General features: G+C 70.7%; 16 protein-coding genes. 9 read left to right on the top strand and 7 right to left on the bottom strand.

The window, feature by feature from the left end:
• The first annotated feature begins 6 nt into the window (after window positions 1-6).
• Both AXK60_RS19360 and AXK60_RS19365 read left to right on the top strand, forming a co-directional pair.
• A complete protein-coding gene (locus AXK60_RS19360; protein ID WP_244881136.1) occupies window positions 7-1,581 on the top strand; it encodes an acyl-CoA carboxylase subunit beta in 1,575 nt (524 codons plus the stop codon).
• A gap of 13 nt (window positions 1,582-1,594) precedes the next feature.
• The gene (locus tag AXK60_RS19365) at window positions 1,595-2,944 is read left to right on the top strand and encodes an FAD-binding oxidoreductase (protein WP_068573629.1); all 1,350 of its coding nucleotides are present in this window, start codon (window positions 1,595-1,597) and stop codon (window positions 2,942-2,944) included.
• Between the two features lie 175 nt (window positions 2,945-3,119).
• Here AXK60_RS19365 and AXK60_RS19370 read toward each other — a convergent pair whose 3' ends face one another.
• Complete coding sequence (locus AXK60_RS19370; protein ID WP_068573630.1) at window positions 3,120-3,605, bottom strand: GAF domain-containing protein; 486 nt, start codon at window positions 3,603-3,605, stop codon at window positions 3,120-3,122.
• A 366-nt stretch (window positions 3,606-3,971) separates the two neighbouring features.
• Here AXK60_RS19370 and AXK60_RS19375 point away from each other — a divergent pair, with 366 nt between their 5' ends.
• The 3 genes from AXK60_RS19375 to AXK60_RS19385 all read left to right on the top strand — a co-directional run bounded on the left by AXK60_RS19375 (window position 3,972) and on the right by AXK60_RS19385 (window position 7,248).
• The gene (locus tag AXK60_RS19375) at window positions 3,972-4,943 is read left to right on the top strand and encodes an alpha/beta hydrolase (RefSeq protein ID WP_068573631.1); all 972 of its coding nucleotides are present in this window, start codon (window positions 3,972-3,974) and stop codon (window positions 4,941-4,943) included.
• Between the two features lie 297 nt (window positions 4,944-5,240).
• Window positions 5,241-6,203, top strand: coding sequence for an alpha/beta hydrolase (locus tag AXK60_RS19380; RefSeq protein ID WP_068745348.1), 963 nt, complete (start codon window positions 5,241-5,243; stop codon window positions 6,201-6,203).
• 112 nt (window positions 6,204-6,315) lie between these two features.
• A complete protein-coding gene (locus tag AXK60_RS19385; RefSeq protein ID WP_068573633.1) occupies window positions 6,316-7,248 on the top strand; it encodes an HpcH/HpaI aldolase/citrate lyase family protein in 933 nt (310 codons plus the stop codon).
• Here the strand turns inward: AXK60_RS19385 and AXK60_RS19390 are convergent.
• From AXK60_RS19390 to AXK60_RS19410, 5 genes are all read right to left on the bottom strand, one after another.
• Window positions 7,242-7,760, bottom strand: coding sequence for a GNAT family N-acetyltransferase (locus AXK60_RS19390; RefSeq protein WP_068573634.1), 519 nt, complete (start codon window positions 7,758-7,760; stop codon window positions 7,242-7,244). The genes AXK60_RS19385 and AXK60_RS19390 overlap by 7 nt on opposite strands.
• Window positions 7,760-8,050 carry a type II toxin-antitoxin system TacA family antitoxin gene (locus AXK60_RS19395; RefSeq protein ID WP_068573635.1) on the bottom strand — a complete coding sequence of 97 codons (291 nt, stop codon included), beginning with the start codon at window positions 8,048-8,050 and terminating at the stop codon, window positions 7,760-7,762. The genes AXK60_RS19390 and AXK60_RS19395 overlap by 1 nt, the downstream gene beginning before the upstream one ends.
• 71 nt (window positions 8,051-8,121) lie before the next feature.
• Window positions 8,122-8,658 carry a YceI family protein gene (locus AXK60_RS19400; protein WP_068573636.1) on the bottom strand — a complete coding sequence of 179 codons (537 nt, stop codon included), beginning with the start codon at window positions 8,656-8,658 and terminating at the stop codon, window positions 8,122-8,124.
• A gap of 110 nt (window positions 8,659-8,768) precedes the next feature.
• The gene (locus AXK60_RS19405; RefSeq protein WP_068573637.1) at window positions 8,769-9,140 is read right to left on the bottom strand and encodes a VOC family protein; all 372 of its coding nucleotides are present in this window, start codon (window positions 9,138-9,140) and stop codon (window positions 8,769-8,771) included.
• Between the two features lie 97 nt (window positions 9,141-9,237).
• Window positions 9,238-10,914: a phosphoenolpyruvate--protein phosphotransferase gene (locus tag AXK60_RS19410; protein WP_068573638.1), complete on the bottom strand. Its 1,677-nt coding sequence runs from the start codon at window positions 10,912-10,914 to the stop codon at window positions 9,238-9,240.
• Window positions 10,915-11,016: 102 nt separating this feature from the next.
• Here AXK60_RS19410 and AXK60_RS19415 point away from each other — a divergent pair, with 102 nt between their 5' ends.
• The 4 genes from AXK60_RS19415 (at window position 11,017) to AXK60_RS19430 (ending at window position 15,156) form a co-directional block, all read left to right on the top strand.
• A complete protein-coding gene (locus tag AXK60_RS19415) occupies window positions 11,017-11,787 on the top strand; it encodes a DeoR/GlpR family DNA-binding transcription regulator (protein WP_068573639.1) in 771 nt (256 codons plus the stop codon).
• On the top strand, window positions 11,784-12,743 hold the full coding sequence (locus AXK60_RS19420) for a 1-phosphofructokinase family hexose kinase (RefSeq protein ID WP_068573640.1): 960 nt from the start codon (window positions 11,784-11,786) through the stop codon (window positions 12,741-12,743). Before AXK60_RS19415 ends, AXK60_RS19420 begins: the two co-directional genes overlap by 4 nt.
• A 41-nt stretch (window positions 12,744-12,784) precedes the next feature.
• Window positions 12,785-14,830: a PTS fructose transporter subunit IIABC gene (locus tag AXK60_RS19425; protein ID WP_068573641.1), complete on the top strand. Its 2,046-nt coding sequence runs from the start codon at window positions 12,785-12,787 to the stop codon at window positions 14,828-14,830.
• Between the two features lie 68 nt (window positions 14,831-14,898).
• Complete coding sequence (locus AXK60_RS19430; RefSeq protein WP_068573642.1) at window positions 14,899-15,156, top strand: HPr family phosphocarrier protein; 258 nt, start codon at window positions 14,899-14,901, stop codon at window positions 15,154-15,156.
• A 63-nt stretch (window positions 15,157-15,219) separates the two neighbouring features.
• Here AXK60_RS19430 and AXK60_RS19435 read toward each other — a convergent pair whose 3' ends face one another.
• Entirely contained in the window at window positions 15,220-15,837 is a 618-nt protein-coding gene (locus AXK60_RS19435; protein WP_068573643.1) for a hypothetical protein, read from the bottom strand.
• Between the last annotated feature and the right edge of the window lie 35 nt (window positions 15,838-15,872).

Consider the following 15,872-nt stretch of genomic DNA (forward strand, 5'->3'; position numbering starts at 1 on the left):
GATAGGGTGACTGACGTGACGGACGTATCGGACCAGGTCGACCTGACCACCACCGCGGGCAAGCTCGACGATCTCTACCGCCGCCTGGACGCGGCGAAGGATCCGGGCAGCGAGCGGGCCCGTGCCCGCCGCGACGCGAAGGGCCTGCCCAGCGCGCGTGCGCGCATGCGCATGCTGTTCGACGAGGGCACCTTCGTTGAGCTGGACCAGCTCGCCAAGTCGCCCGGCGACGACAAGATCAAGGACGGCGTGGTCATCGGCTACGGCACCGTGAACGGCCGGAAGGTCGCGGCGTTCAGCCACGACCAGACGGTGGGCGCGGGCACCGTCGGCGAGATGTTCGGCCGCAAGATGGTCAAGCTGTACGACTTCGCGGCGGCCGCGGGCCTGCCCGTCGTCGGCATCAACGACTCGGGCGGCGCCCGGATCCAGGACGCCGCGACGTCGATCGCCTGGTACGCGGAGCTCGGTCGGCACCAGGACGGCCTCTGCGGCCAGGTGCCGCAGATCTCGATGATCCTCGGCACCTGCGTGGGTGGCGCGGTGTACGCGCCCGCGAACACCGACGTCCTCGTCGGCGTGCAGGACAACACCTACATGTTCGTCACCGGCCCCGAGGTGATCCGCCCGACCACGGGTGAGACCACCTCCGCGGAGGACCTCGGCGGCGCGATCAAGCAGGCCCAGTGGGGCAACCTGCACCACATCGCGGTCGACGAGCAGGCCGCCTTCGACTGGGTCAAGCGCTACCTGTCCTTCATGCCGGACTCGGTGCACCAGCGCCCGCCGCTGGTCAACCCGGGCCTGGAGCCCGAGCTGACGGAGACGGACCTCTCGCTCGAGTCGATCATCCCGGACGCCGACACGGCCGGGTACGACATCCACGACGTGATCCTGCGCGTCTTCGACGACGGTGACTTCCTCGAGTACGCGGAGCTGTGGGCGCCGAACATCGTGACCGGCTTCGCCCGCGTCGACGGCCAGCCCGTCGGCGTCGTGGCGAACCAGCCGATGCACATGGCCGGCACGCTCGACACGCAGGCGTCGGAGAAGGCCGCGCGGTTCGTGCGGCTGTGCAACTCCTTCAACATCCCGCTCGTCTTCCTCGTGGACGTGCCCGGCATCCTGCCCGGTGTCGAGGAGGAGAAGATCGGCACCATCCGCCGGTCGGGCAAGTTCATCTTCAGCTACGTCGAGGCGGCCGTTCCGAAGGTCACCATCATCCTGCGCAAGTCCTACGGCGGCGCGTGGGCCGTGATGGGCTCCAAGCAGCTGGGCGCCGACTTCGTGTTCGCATGGCCGACGGCGCGCCTGGCCGTGATGGGTGCCGAGGGCGCCGCGGCGATCATCAAGCGGCGCGAGATCGAGGAGGCCGGCGAGAACGGCCCCGCGATCCGCCAGGCCTTCATCGACTTCTACAACCAGTTCATGGCCACGCCGTGGCTGGCGGCCGAGCGCGGCTACATCGACGGCGTCATCGAGCCGAAGGACACGCGCCTGCTGATCCGCAAGTCGATCGCGCAGCTGCGCGACAAGGAGCTGCAGCGCGTGCCGCGCCGCACCTACCTCATGCCGATGTAGGACGGTGCCCGTCATGGCCTCGATGGACACCTTCCCGGAGATCACGGGGTCGGTTCTGACCGACCCCGACGTGACGGCGGCCTACGCCGTTGACCACTGCTCGCCCGTGCACGGCGCAGTGCCGTTGGCGGTGGTGCTCGCCGAGACCACCGAGGACGTCGCCGCGGCGGCGGCCTGGTGCTACGCCAACGACGTGGTGATCGTGCCGCGCGGCGCGGGTAGCGGCCTCGCCGGCGGCGCCAGCGCCATCGAGGGCTGCGTGATCATCTCGCTCGCGAAGATGAACGCGATGCTCGAGATCAATGTGGCCGATCAGTACGCGCGCGCGGAGGCGGGGGTCATCAACGCGGACCTCGATCGCGCGGTCCGCGAGCACGGGCTGATGTATCCGCCGGATCCGTCGTCGTTCGAGATCTGTTCCATCGGCGGGAATGTCGCGACCAATGCGGGCGGCCTGCGCTGCGTCATGTACGGCGTCACGCGCGAGTACGTCCTCGGGCTCACCGTCGTGCTGCCCGACGGGCGGATCATCACGACCGGTCGGCGCACCGTCAAGGGCGTCACCGGCTACGACCTGACCCAGCTGCTGGTCGGCAGCGAGGGCACGCTCGGCATCGTCACCGAGGTCACCGTCAAACTCCGTCCCGCGCCGGTGATCCCGCCGACGACCGTCGCCGCGTCGTTCCCGGACGTGGTGAGCGCGGCGGCCGCCGTGGCCGCGGTGGTGGGCACCGGCGTCGTGCCGGCGCTGATGGAGCTCATGGACCGTCGCACGCTCGAATGCGTGGAGGCGCTGCGCCCCTTCGGCCTCGAGGACGAGACCCGCGCGATGCTCATCGGCCAGGGGAGCACCCCGGCGGACGCCGCCGTGCTGGAACGCGAGTTCGACGCCGCCGGAGCGCATTACACGGTCGTCTCCGACGATCCGACCGAGGCCGCGGAGCTGTTGGCGGTCCGGCGTGCTGCGTTTCACGCCTACGAGCACGCGGGCAACATCTTCTCCGAGGACGTGGGCGTGCCGCGTTCGCAGCTGCCCGAGATGTTCGCGCGGATCGAGGCGATCGCCGCGAAGTACGACGTGGACATCCCCACCTGCGCGCACGCCGGCGACGGCAACCTGCACCCCACGCTGATCTACTCGAAGGACGATCGCGAGGTGCCCCAGGCCATCTGGGACGCCGCCGACGAGGTCTTCCAGGCCGCGCTGGAGCTCGGCGGCACGCTCACCGGCGAGCACGGCGTCGGTGTGCTCAAGGCCCGCTGGGTGGGCGAGGAGCTCTCCGAGGACGTCCTCGACCTGCACCGCGGCATCAAGGCCGTCTGGGACCCGAAGAACCTGCTCAACCCCGGCCGCGGTTTCTAGCCCGCTCGCCGCGCCGTCCGTTCGGACCACATGGAACGGCGCAGATCGGGTGCGGATGGCCATCCGCACCCGTTTCACCCAGCCGCACCCGGCATGCCGGGTGCGCTCGCGCGTTCCGGGTGCGGATGGCTTCCCACACCCGAATCGCCCACTGCGGGCCGGGCGAATCGCCGGGTCAGCGCAGCGAGGCGACGAACACCGCGGCGACGGCCTCGAGGCCGCGCTGATCGTCGTCGCTGAACCGCGCGGGCCTCTCGCTGTCCAGATCGAAGACCCCGATCAGCTCGCCGTCGCGCTCGAGGGGCACGACGAGCTCGGAACGAGTGGCTCCGTCGCAGGCGATGTGGTCCGCGACCGCGTGCACGTCGGCGACCCGCTGCGTCTCCCGCGTGCGCGCCGCGGCCCCGCACACGCCGCGGTCGAGCGGGATGCGGATGCACGCGGGCAGCCCCTGGAAGGGGCCCACGACGAGCTCGGCACCGTCGAAGAAGTAGAAGCCCACCCAGTTGAGGTCGGGCACCGTCGCCTTCACGAGAGCCGACAGGTTCGCGGCGTTGGCGACCCGGTCGGGCTCACCGTCGATCAGGGCCCGGGCGTGTTCGGCGAGCTGGGCGTAGCGCTCGGCGGGGGACTCGGAGAGTTCGGGAAGGGAGAACGACACGCCCCGACGGTACGGGGTCCGACGGTGCGCCGACACCTTCCGTCGGCCCTGATTCTGGGCGGAAGCTGAGAGCGTGACGGGTTGAATGCGGCGTGGTCCGAGGCGGAAAAGTACCGGTTGTCCAGCGCTGACCACTCGGTATGGACGATCTTTGCGTTCGGGAGTAACGGACTTCGACGCGCCCCCGACTAAGAGTTTGTCAGGAACTGATATCTCGCATACAGTGCCTGATGAGCACTGCTCCGCTTGTCCTGCCGTGCCATGGGGGTCACCTGTGGTACCGGACGGTCCCGGTTCCCCGGGGCCGCGCAGGCGGTAGGACGCGCCCACCGGGCGACCGAACAAGGAAGAGAGTTACGAATGCGTATGCGTAACGGCTTGGCCAAGAAGGCTGTCGCCGCCGCCGTCACCGTGGCTGCCATTCCGGCCCTCACGATCGCCGGCACGGGCGCCGCGAACGCGTGGGGTCCGGGTAGCGCCAAGAACCCGCCGAAGGGCTTCAAGCAGGCCTTCGTCAACGGCGCCGGCATGCCGAACGTGAAGGTCCGCACCTGGGCGTCCACGACGACCAACCCGAAGACCGCCCCCACCGTGGTCTTCCTCGACGGCCTGCGCGCCACCTGGGACGTCTCAGGCTGGGAGCGCGACGCCAACGTGGCCTTCCTGTCGCAGAAGGGCATCAACGTCGTGATGCCGGTCGGCGGCACCTCGAGCTGGTTCACCGACTGGCAGGCGCCGTCGTCGACGAACCGTCAGCCCTACCGCTACACCTGGGCCTCGTTCCTGAAGACCAGCCTGCCGCAGTACATCAAGAGCCTCGGCTTCAGCGACAACGTCTCGCTGGTCGGCCTCTCGATGTCCGGTAGCGCCGCGATCATCAACACCCTCGATTCGAACGGCTACTACAAGCGCGCCGCATCGCTGTCGGGCCTGAACAACATCTCGGCGCCGGGCATCCCGATCGCCGTCGGCATCGCCTCCCTCGATTCGGGCGGCTACAACGCCGGCCTCGACATGTGGGGCGGCCCGTTCGACTCGCGCTGGGCCAAGAACGACCCGACCGTTCAGGTGAACCGCCTGAAGAACGTCCCGCTGTGGATCTCGGCCGGCAACGGCGTCTTCGGCAAGTACACCCCGAACCCGGGCCCCGCCGATGTCATCCAGGGCGTGCCGCTCGAGTGGCTCGCGCTGTCGCAGTCGCGCGCCTTCCAGGGTGCCGCGCAGCGCGCCGGCCTGAACAAGGTGCACTACGACTTCCCGCCGGCCGGCACCCATACGTGGGGCTACTGGCAGGACCAGGTGTGGCAGATGCAGCGCACCGGTTGGTTCTCGAAGTAGACTTCGCGAACGCACGAACAGATCACACGACAGACGGCCTCGTTCGGACGAATGGGGTCGTCTGTCGTATTGTGATGTGGATGACTTTCCTGAGGAATACGGGAGCGTCTGTAACGACTTACCCTGTGATTTCGATGAGATCCAGGGAGAGTGTCGCCCATGTGACGAATGTGAAACATGTGACATGTGTGACGAACGATGTTAGAGTGACGGCTGTGACTAGGCTTGGTCGGAGACGACAGGCTGTCCGGTCCACCAGCAAATGCGCGGCAACGCGTGAAAAAGGAGAGGTCAGCAATGCGAGCAGCCTGGGGTAAGCGAGCGGGTGCAGCGGTTCTCACCGCGGCCATGGTGCCCGCCCTCGCCGGCATGGGTGCCGGCGTCGCCGGTGCCTGGGGTCCGGGTAGCGCCAAGAACCCGCCCAAGGGATTCAAGTCCGAGAAGGTCGACGGTGCCGGCATGCCGGCCGTCACGGTGCGTTCGTGGGCTTCCACCACGACCGACCCGGCCAAGGCCCCGACCGTCGTCCTGCTCGACGGCCTGCGCGCGACGCAGGACGTCTCGGGCTGGGAGCGCGACTCCAACGTCGCCTTCCTGTCGGAGAAGGGCATCAACGTCGTCATGCCCGTCGGCGGCACGGCCAGCTTCTACACGAACTGGGCGAACTCGTCGAAGCAGGGCAACGGCACCTACAAGCCCACCTGGGGCAACTTCCTCGCCACGAGCCTGCCGGCGTACATCAAGTCGCGCGGCTTCTCGAGCAACCTGTCGCTCGTCGGCATCTCGATGGGTGGCGGCGCCGCCCTCATCAACGCTGCCAACAACCCCGGCGTGTACAAGCGCGCCGCGGCTCTGTCGGGCTTCCTGAACACCTCGGCCCCGGGCATGCCCGTCGCCGTGGGTGTCGCGATGCTGGACGCGGGCGGCTACAACGTGCTCGACATGTGGGGCGGCCCGTTCGACGCCAACTGGGCGAAGAACGACCCGACCGTGCAGGCCGCGCGCCTCAAGGGCATCAAGCTGTGGATCACCGCCTCGACCGGTGAGCCCGGCAAGTACACCCCGAACCCGTCGCCCGCCGACATCGTTCAGGGCGTGCCGCTGGAGATCCTGGCCAAGTCGCAGTCGGAGGCCTTCAAGGCCGCCGCCGACAAGGCCGGCGTGCCCGCTCACTACGACTTCTCGTCGGTGGGCACCCACACGTGGGGCTACTGGAGCGACCAGGTGTGGCAGATGCAGCGCACCGGTTGGTTCAACTGACCCCGCGCTGACACAGCGATCGCAAGGAAGGCCCCGGGCACTCGCCCGGGGCCTTCCCGCATATCGGTACCCTCTTCATCGAACCCACAGCAGAAACCTGAGGCCACCGACGATGACGCCGCGCTCCACCACCACCACCGACGCCGACGAGCCCATCGGCTTCCGGATCGACCCCGTGCTCGCCCGGAGCTGGCTCCTGGTGAACGCGGCGCAGCCCGAGCGGTTCGACGATGCCGCCCGCTCGCGTGCCGACATCGTGGTGTTGGACATCGAGGATGCGGTGGCGCCCAAGGACAAGGCCGTCGCCCGGGCGAACGTGGTCGACTGGCTGGGGCGTGAGAACGACGGTGTGCCCCCGGGCGCCTGGGTGCGCGTGAACGGCTTCGGCACGCAGTGGTGGGCCGACGACCTGGAGGCGCTGCGCGGTGCGAAGCACCTGGGTGGCGTGATGCTCGCGATGGTCGAGTCGATGGACCACGTGACCGAGACCGCGAAGCGGCTGCCGGACACGCTCATCGTCGCGCTGGTCGAGACGGCCCGGGGGCTGGAGCGGATCGGCGAGATCGCGTCCGCCAAGGGGACCTTCCGGCTCGCCTTCGGCATCGGCGACTTCCGCCGGGACACCGGCTTCGGCGGCGACCCGATGACCCTGGCGTACGCCCGGTCTCGGTTCACCATCGCCGCGAAGGCGGCGCACCTGCCCGGCGCCATCGACGGCCCGACGGTGGGTTCGAAGGGGTTGTTGCTCAGCGAGGCCACCGCTGTCTCGGCCGAGTTCGGCATGACCGGCAAGATCTGCCTCACGCCGGATCAGTGCCACCCGGTGAACGAGGGGCTGAGCCCCTCGCCCGAGGACATCCGCTGGTCGCGGGAGTTCTTCGCGGAGTTCGACCGCGATGGCGGCGAGATCCGCAACGGCTCCGATCTGCCGCGCATCGCGCGGGCCACGAAGATCCTCGACCTCGCCCGCGCCTACGGCATCGTGGTCTCGGACGGGATCGAGGGCGAGCACGCCCCGGCACCGTCGGACACCTTCCACTACTGACCCTCCGGCCCCTCCAGCGCGGCGGCCGCCGCCCGGAGGGGCAGGATCAGGTGCAAGGGATCGATCGGCGATTCGAGCAGATCGATGTGGCGGAGATCGAACTCGCGCGCGGCATCGTCCCTGCAATGGATGATCAGCGCGGCCGCCCCGAGGCCGGTGCTCACGGACAGTGCTCGTGCGACGGCGTCCCGGACCATGCCGGCGCCGACACCACGCCCCTGTGCCCGCCTGTCGACGGCCAGGCGTGCCAGGAGTACGACGGGGATGGGGTTCGGCCGTCGACGGGTGAAACCCTCCGGCGCATCGTCGTGCCCGATGGCAGCCGCGCAGATCGCGTAGTACCCGACCACGATGTCATCGACGGCAGCGACGTAGACCACGGAGTTCTTGGCCTGTTGGTTCTGCCAGGCGAACCGCCGGAACCAGTCGTCGAGTTCCTCGGCGCCGCTCGTGAACGACGACCGGTCGTCGGACTTCGTGAGTCGTCGTGGCGCACGAAGTACGCCGGACATCAGTCGGCCAGGTGGAACGGGCGGTCGAAGACCGATTCGCGAGCGAACAGGGCGGCCAGTTTCGCGGTGGGAAGCGGCGCATCGAGCAGACGGGTGAACTCGACGAACTGCGCCTCCGACGCGGCGAACCATCGACGATCGGCCAGCACGCGCTCGGCCTCCGAGACCGCCGTTTCCAGCACGAACTCCGTGAGCGACTCGCCTGACGCCTCTGCGGCACGCCGCAGCAGTTGTTCCTGACGACTCGTGGTGCGCAGATTGATCCGCCGGTCTTTGGCTTCGAGTGCCACTGCCCTCTCCTTCGTCGTCTCGTACGTACAAAGTATGTACGAGATGACGGAGGAGGGCAAGGGCTCCAGGATCAGGCCTGGCGCAGGGCCTCGATGTCGAGTGTCAGGGTGATCTTGTCGCCGATGACCTTGCCGCCGGTCTCCAGCGGCATGTCGATGGTGATGCCGAAGTCCTGGCGGGTGATCACGGTCTTCGCCTCGAACGCGGCCACCTCGCCCTGACCCATGCCGGGGTTGGTGCCGAGGAACTCGAGGTCGAACTGCACGGGCTTGGTGACGCCGCGCAGCGTCAGCTCGCCGGACAGGACGTAGTCCGAGCCCTTCGTCGCGACACCCGTGGACACGAAGGTCGCCTTCGGGTGGTTCTCGGCGTCGAAGAAGTCGGCGGTGCGGATGTGGGCGTCGCGCTGCTCGTTGCGGGTGCTCACCGAGGTCACGTCGACCTCAGCGCTGAGCGACGCGGACCCGTCCTCGGCGACCGTGATCGTGCCGGAGAACTCGTCGAAGCGGCCCTTGACCTTGCTCACCATGAGGTGGCGCACGGAGAACTCGACGGACGAGTGGACGGGATCGACGACGTAGGTGCCGGCGGGGAGGACGTTGCTCATGGGGTGCTCCTTCGATGGTTGAACTCTCAAGACTCATCAACCATAACCGGACCGTAGTCCGATGTATTCCGGATGCGGTGAACACGCCCTGAACGTCCCCTGAAGACCGCCTACTGGGCGGCCCCGTGGAACACGGCCTCCACGTTGTTGCCATCCGGATCGCGAACGAAGGCGCCGTAGTAGCCGGGGTGGTACTCGGGCCAGAGGCGCGGGGCGTGCAGCGACTCCGCGCCCAGCTCCAGCGCCGCCGCGTGGAAGGCGTCGACGGTGGCGGTGTCCGGCGCGCTGAAGGCGATGTGCGCCTCCCGGTTCGACGCCCCCTCGGCGGCGCCCGAGATCCAGAACACCGGCTGCTCGGAGCCGTAGCCCACGGCCACCTCGAAGTCCATGACGCGGCGCGAGCCGAGGACGGCCAGCACCCCGTCGTAGAACCGCTTGGCGGCGTCCAGGTCGGCGCAGTTGATCCCGAAGTGGTCGATCATGACGGCTCCTCGTTTCCGCCGGGCGCGGGCCGCGCCCGGAACACTCCCAGGTGTATCAGTGACCACCGACAGGTTTCGCGGATCCGATCCGATCCGCTCAGGCCAGCGCCGCCCGCGCCGCCTCGCGCGCGGCCTGCGGGTCCGTCGCCGCCACCGCCGCCTCGGCCGCCCAGCGACACTGCTGCAGGGTCACGCCCCCGACCCGGGAACCCACGGCCGCCGCGGCGCCGGCTGCGCAGGACAGCGAGGTCACGCCGAGGCCGACCAGGACGCACGCGAGCAGCGGGTCGGCCGCGGCCTCGCCGCACACGCCCACGGGCTTGCCCGCTGCCGTGCCGGCGCGGCCGGTGAGCTCGATCAGCCGCAGCACCGCGGGCTGCCACGGGTCGGTGAGGGAGGCCAGCTCGGTGCTCATCCGGTCCGCCGCCATCGCGTACTGCGTGAGGTCGTTGGTGCCGATCGACACGAAGTCGACCTCGGCCAGCACGGCGTCGGCGCACAGGGCCACCGCAGGTACCTCGACCATCACACCGGCGACCAGCCCGCGGGAACGGCACTGCGCGGCGAAGTCCCGGGCCTCGGCGGGGGTGGCGATCATCGGCGCCATCACCCAGGGCTGTGCCTGGGCGCCCTCGGCGGCGGCCGCGATCGCGTCCAGCTGCCGCTCGAGCAGGCCGGGATCGCCCTCGGCGATGCGGATCCCGCGCACGCCGAGCGCCGGGTTCTCCTCCTCGCCGTGGTCGACGAACTTCAGCGGCTTGTCCGAGCCCGCGTCCAGCGTCCGGATCACGACCTTCTGCCCGGGGAAAGCGTCGATCACCTCGCGGTACAGCGTCGCCTGCTCCTCGACGGAGGGCTCGTCGGCGCGGTCCAGGAAGGCGAGCTCGGTCCGGAACAGGCCCACGCCCTCGACCTGTCGCTCGGCGGCGCCCCGTGCGGTGGCCCCGTCCTGGACGTTCGCGAGGATCGCGACGGCGGCACCGTCGGACGTGTGCCCGGGGCCGCGCCACCGGGCGACCTCCGCCGCCCGCCGGGCCGACTCGGCCACCAGTGCCCTCGCCCCGCCCTCGTCGGGGGCGACGGTGACGGTGCCCGCCCCGCCGTCGAGCAGCACGGGCGTCCCGGCGTCGACGGTGCCGGCCTCCGCCAGGCCGACGATGCACGGGATGCCCAGCTGCCGGGCGATGATCGCGGTGTGACTGGTGGGGCCGCCGAGCCGGGTGCCGATGCCCACGATCAGTGCGGGATCGAGGCCGGCGGTGTCGGCGGGGGCGAGATCGTCGGCCAACAGGATCGACGGTGCGTCCGGCACCGGCACGCCGGGCTCCGGGCCGCCGAGCAACTCGGCGACGACCCGGTCCCGCACGTCGCGCAGGTCGGTGACGCGCTCGGCCATGAGGCCGCCGATCTTGGTGAACATGTCCGCGAACTGCTCGGTCGCGGCGGCGACGGCGTTCGCGGCGGGCGTGCCCGCCTGGATCAGCTTCTCGGTGGTGCCGATCCACGCCTTGTCGGAGGCCAGGCCCGCGTTCGCGCCGAGGACCTCGGCCGCCGCGCCCTGGGCCTGTGCGGCGCGGAGGCGCAGACGATCGGCCACGGCCTGCGCCGCGGTGGAGAACCGCGCGGCTTCGGCGGCGCGGTCGTCCTCGGGCAGATCGACGGGCGGCGGCACCTCCGGCCGGGCGCCGGGCCACATCACGGGGGCGTAGGCGACTCCGGGCACCACGGGGGTTCCGGTGAGGACGTGCGGTTCGGTCGTCTGCTGCGAACTCATGTGACCTAGATTACGAAATCCTCTTGACTTGTCAACACAAACAGGCGTAAAAACAGAAAAAGCAAAAGGAAAACCACAGAATCCCACTAACTCGGAGGGGCGATGTACGCGGAAGAACGACAGCGCGCGATCAGTGAGCTGGTCGGTGGGCGCGGCCGCGCGTCGGTGATCGAGCTGGCGGAGCGGTTCGACGTCACGCCGGAGACGGTGCGCCGCGACCTGGACGCGCTCGAGCGGCTCGGCGGCGTGCGCCGCGTGCACGGGGGCGCCGTCGCGGCGGGCGTCCTGGCCGGCGCCGAATCGGGCCTGGGGGAGCGCGAGGGCACCAACTCCGAGGCGAAGCGGTCCATCGGCGTCGCCGCTCGACGCTTCCTGCCCCCCGCGGGCGGCTCGGTCCTGTTCGACGCGGGTACCACCACGATCGCCGCGGCCCGGGAGGTGCCGACGAACCTGCACATCACCGCGATCACCAACTCGGTACCCGTCGCCGCCGCGCTGTCCATCCGCGAGACGGTGGAGCTCCGGCTGCTCGGCGGGCGCGTCCGCGGCCTCACCCAGGCCGCCGTCGGCGCCGGCACCGTCGCCGAGATCGCGGGCCTGCGCACGGATGTCGCCATCATCGGCGCCAACGGCCTCAGCGCCGAGCGCGGGCTCTCCACGCCCGACGCCGACGAGGCGGCGGTCAAGACCGCGATGGTCCGTGCCGCCGACATCGTGGTCCTCGTCGTCGACTCGACCAAGTTCGCCCGCGAGAGCCTCGTCGCCTTCGCTCCGCTCGATGCGATCGACGTCCTCGTCACCGATGCGCCGGTGCCGTCGGACCTGGCCGCGGCGCTCGCCGAGCACGGTGTGGACGTGGAGGTCGCCCGATGATCGTCACCGTCACCGCGAACCCCAGCCTCGACCGGCTCGTGGTGCTCGGCGCACCCCTCCGGCGCGGCGCCGTGCAACGCGCGCAGGGCGCCGCCGCCGATCCGGGGGGCAAGGGCGTCAACGTCTCCCGTGTGGTCCACGCCGCCGGTGCGGGCACCGTCGCGGTCCTGCCCGCCGATCAGGGCGACCCCCTGCTCGTCGCCCTCGCCCGCCTCGACGTGCCCGCCATTCCGGTGCCCGTCGGCCACGAGGTCCGCAGCAACATCACCGTCACCGAGCCGGACGGCACCACTACCAAGCTCAACGCCCCCGGGCCGCACCTTGCGTCGGAGACGGTGCAGGCGCTGGAGGACGCCGTCGTCGCGGCGGCCGACGGTGCCTCCTGGCTCGCGCTCTGCGGTTCGCTCCCGCCCGGCCTGCCCGACGACTGGTACGCACGTCTCATGGCGCGCCTCGGCGCGGGGCCCGACGGTCCGCGGATCGCCGTCGACACCTCGGGGGCGGCGCTCGCCGCGTCCGCGGTGCGCGGCGTCGCACTGCTCAAGCCCAACGCCGAGGAGCTCGCCGAGCTCGTGGGGCGCGATCCCGTCGCGGGCGCCGAGTTCGAATCGCGGGCCGCCGCGGGCGATCCCGGTCCCGTCCTGGACGCCGCGCGCGAACTGCACCGCGCCACCGGCGCCGCCGTCCTCGCCACCCTCGGCGGTGCGGGTGCGCTGCTCGTGACGGCCGACGGTGCCTGGGTCGCGACGCCCCCGCGCATCACGGTGCGCAGCACCGTCGGCGCCGGCGACAGCTCCCTGGCCGGATACCTCATCGCGCACGAGCGCGGCGCCCAGCCGCCCGAGTGCCTGTCCCTCGCGGTCGCTTACGGCGCCGCGGCCGCCGCACTGCCGGGCACCCAGGCGCCCCGACCGGAGGAGCTCGCCGTCGCCGACGTGCGGGTCACGGCCCTCTGACTCCCTCCCGACGATCCACCTGCAGAACCGGAGAACACCCCATGACCGCATCGATCATCGCGACCGACCTGGTCGCGCTCGACGTATCGGCCGGCGCCGACAAGACCGAGGTGATCGGCTACCTCGCCGGGCGCATCACCGACGCCGGTCGGTCGACCTCCGTGGACGGCCTCGTCGAGGCAGCCCTCGCTCGAGAGGCGCAGTCCGCCACCGGTCTTCCCGGCGGGATCGCCATCCCGCACTGCCGCTCCGCGGCGGTCACCGCGGCGAGCCTGGGCTTCGCGCGGCTCGATCCGAAGGTCGACTTCGGCGCCCCCGACGGTCCTGCCGACCTGGTCTTCCTCATCGCAGCGCCGGAATCCGGCGGCTCGCAACACATGAAGCTGCTGAGCGCACTGGCCCGCGCGCTCGTGCGCCCCGAGTTCACCGCGTCGCTGCGCGCCGCCGCGACCCCGGACGAGGTGGTCGCCCTCGTCGAGGAGGTCATCGCGCCGAAGCCCGCCGCCGCGACGCCGGCGGCCCCCGCAGCGGCGGCCGCCGCGCCGGAGCCGGCGAAGGCACCGTCGGGCAAGCCCGACCTGGTGGCGATCACGGCCTGCCCCACGGGAATCGCGCACACCTACATGGCGGCCGACGCGCTCAAGCTGGCCGCGGAGCGCGCGGGCGTCGAGCTCACGGTCGAGACCCAGGGCTCGTCCGGCTCCACACCCCTCTCCGCGGAGACCATCGCGAACGCCGGCGCCGTCATCTTCGCCACCGACGTGGGCGTCAAGGGCCGGGACCGGTTCGCGGGCAAGCCCGTGGTCGCGTCCGGCGTCAAGCGCGGCATCAACGAGCCCGACGCGATGATCGCCGAGGCGCTCACCGCCGCAGCGGATCCGAACGCCGCACGGGTCGACGGTGCCGCCGCCGCGAGCACCGAGTCCGCCTCCTCACAGGTCGGGATCGGCGGCCGGCTCAAGCAGGCCCTGCTCACCGGCGTCAGCTACATGATCCCGTTCGTCGCCGCCGGCGGCCTGCTGATCGCGCTCGGTTTCCTGCTGGCGGGCTACGAGATCGGCAGCGACCACGGCGACAGCGGGATGTCGAACGCCCAGTACATCGCCCTGCACAACTCGCTCTGGAATCTGCCGGACGGCGGACTCCTCACGTACATCGGCGCGGTCAGCAATGCGACCGGCGGCGCCGCGATGAACCTCATGGTCGCTGTGCTGGCGGGCTACATCGCCTACGCGATCGCCGACCGTCCCGGCCTCGCACCGGGATTCGTGGCAGGCGTGCTCGCGGTGACCGTCAACGCCGGCTTCATCGGCGGCGTGGTCGGAGGCCTGCTCGCGGGTGTCGTCGCGCTGTGGATCGGCAAGCTGCGACTGCCGCAGTGGGCGCGCGGTCTCATGCCGGTGGTGATCATTCCTCTGTTCGCCACCCTCATCACGGGCGGCCTGATGTACATGATCCTCGCCGGCCCGCTGCGCTGGGTGAACGAGGAGATGACGAGTGCCCTCAACGGCATGAGCGGCAGCTCCAAGATCGCGCTCGGCGTGGTGCTGGGCCTGATGATGTGCTTCGACCTCGGCGGCCCGGTCAACAAGGCGGCCTACGCCTTCGGCGTCGCGGGCATCGGCCTGGCCGATGCCGGTCCGGCCCAGTGGGAGATGATGGCCGCCGTGATGGCGGCGGGCATGGTGCCCCCGCTGGCGCTCGCGCTGGCCTCGACGGTGCTGCGCCCGAAGCTGTTCACCGAGCCCGAGCGGGAGAACGGCAAGGCCGCCTGGTTCCTCGGCGCCTCGTTCATCTCCGAGGGTGCCATCCCGTTCGCGGCGGCGGACCCGCTGCGGGTGATCCCGTCGATGATGCTCGGCGGCGCGGTCACCGGCGGCCTGTCGATGGCGCTCGGCGCGCAGCTGCGCGCGCCGCACGGCGGCGTCTTCGTCCTGTTCGCCATGAACGGCACGTGGTGGAAGTTCCTCATCGCGCTCGCCGTCGGCGTGGTCGTCAGCGCGGTGACGGTCGTCGCCGCCAAGTCCCTCGCCGGTCGCGGTGCCGCTGCCGTCGAATCCGCTGAGCCCGCGGCCGTCGCCGCGTAATACTGGACCCGAGCGCTCCCGTGGCCGACCGGCCGCGCCGAGCAGAACCCCACCCCACGAGGAGAGACATGCCCAGCACCACCGTCACCGTCGGATCGGCCGTCGGCCTGCACGCCCGCCCCGCCGCCGTGATCGCCAATGCCGTCAACGAGTCGGGCCACGAGGTCACCCTCGCGGTCGCCGGCGGCGAGCCGGTGGACGCCGGCTCGGCGCTGATGATCATGACCCTGGGCGCCGAGCAGGGCGTGGAGGTCACCGTCGAATCCGCGGATCAGGGCACGGTCGACGCGATCGCGGCCCTGGTCGCTCAGGACCTCGACGCCTGAGCGGACCCACGTACGCGGGAGGGGCGGCCGGATGGATCCGGCCGCCCCTCCTGTGCGTCGTGCCTAGTTCACCGGTGCGATGCAGTAGCTCACGCGCTGCGGTGCGGCGTAATTGAGCGCGGCCGAGCCCCGGCAGGTCAGCGGGGCGCCGCCCGCGCGCTCGGTCACGCGGATCACGTTCGACGGTGCACTGCCCAGTGCGGTCGGGCAGGTGACGGGCCGGATGTCGGTGGTCGCGGCGGTATCGGGCTTGACCTGGTAGCAGCTGCCCAGTGTGAGCCGCGGGACCACGCACAGCGTCGCGCCCGCGGATTCGACGCGGGCGTAGCTCGGCACACTGCACGCGGTCTTCGCGGCGAGCTTCTCCGCGACGGCGAAACTGAAGCCGTCACCGTCGCAGCCCGTCCGCACGGCGTTCCCGCCGGACACCGTCACGCAGTCCCCGACCTCGACCGCGCTGACCGGCGCGACCTCGGGGTTCGCGGGCTTGACGCCCAGGAGCAGGACCGCGACGCCCATCACGGCGACGGCGATGATGCCCGAGTAGACGACCGAACTGGCCACCTTCCAGGTCGCGGTGGGCCGCACCTCGTCGAGTCGTCGGCCCATCGTCGTCGCTGCGAGGCGACGACGGAGCGCGGCGAGACGGGGCTGCGCGTGGTCGAGGAAGGGCATGGCCATAGTCTCAATCTTAACTTGAGACTCATGGGTTAACA

This window comes from Tsukamurella pseudospumae (assembly GCF_001575195.1).
GTDB lineage: Bacteria > Actinomycetota > Actinomycetes > Mycobacteriales > Mycobacteriaceae > Tsukamurella > Tsukamurella pseudospumae.

What these genes read in the sequence shown, in the direction of transcription:
- AXK60_RS19365 (WP_068573629.1), top strand. Translation starts at nt 1,595, where the DNA reads ATGGCCTCGATGGACACCTTCCCGGAGATCACGGGGTCGGTTCTGACC.
- AXK60_RS19375 (WP_068573631.1), top strand. Translation starts at nt 3,972, where the DNA reads ATGCGTAACGGCTTGGCCAAGAAGGCTGTCGCCGCCGCCGTCACCGTG.
- AXK60_RS19380 (WP_068745348.1), top strand. Translation starts at nt 5,241, where the DNA reads ATGCGAGCAGCCTGGGGTAAGCGAGCGGGTGCAGCGGTTCTCACCGCG.
- AXK60_RS19385 (WP_068573633.1), top strand. Translation starts at nt 6,316, where the DNA reads ATGACGCCGCGCTCCACCACCACCACCGACGCCGACGAGCCCATCGGC.
- AXK60_RS19390 (WP_068573634.1), bottom strand. Translation starts at nt 7,760, where the DNA reads ATGTCCGGCGTACTTCGTGCGCCACGACGACTCACGAAGTCCGACGAC.
- AXK60_RS19400 (WP_068573636.1), bottom strand. Translation starts at nt 8,658, where the DNA reads ATGAGCAACGTCCTCCCCGCCGGCACCTACGTCGTCGATCCCGTCCAC.
- AXK60_RS19405 (WP_068573637.1), bottom strand. Translation starts at nt 9,140, where the DNA reads ATGATCGACCACTTCGGGATCAACTGCGCCGACCTGGACGCCGCCAAG.
- AXK60_RS19410 (WP_068573638.1), bottom strand. Translation starts at nt 10,914, where the DNA reads ATGAGTTCGCAGCAGACGACCGAACCGCACGTCCTCACCGGAACCCCC.
- AXK60_RS19415 (WP_068573639.1), top strand. Translation starts at nt 11,017, where the DNA reads ATGTACGCGGAAGAACGACAGCGCGCGATCAGTGAGCTGGTCGGTGGG.
- AXK60_RS19420 (WP_068573640.1), top strand. Translation starts at nt 11,784, where the DNA reads ATGATCGTCACCGTCACCGCGAACCCCAGCCTCGACCGGCTCGTGGTG.
- AXK60_RS19425 (WP_068573641.1), top strand. Translation starts at nt 12,785, where the DNA reads ATGACCGCATCGATCATCGCGACCGACCTGGTCGCGCTCGACGTATCG.
- AXK60_RS19430 (WP_068573642.1), top strand. Translation starts at nt 14,899, where the DNA reads ATGCCCAGCACCACCGTCACCGTCGGATCGGCCGTCGGCCTGCACGCC.
- AXK60_RS19435 (WP_068573643.1), bottom strand. Translation starts at nt 15,837, where the DNA reads ATGGCCATGCCCTTCCTCGACCACGCGCAGCCCCGTCTCGCCGCGCTC.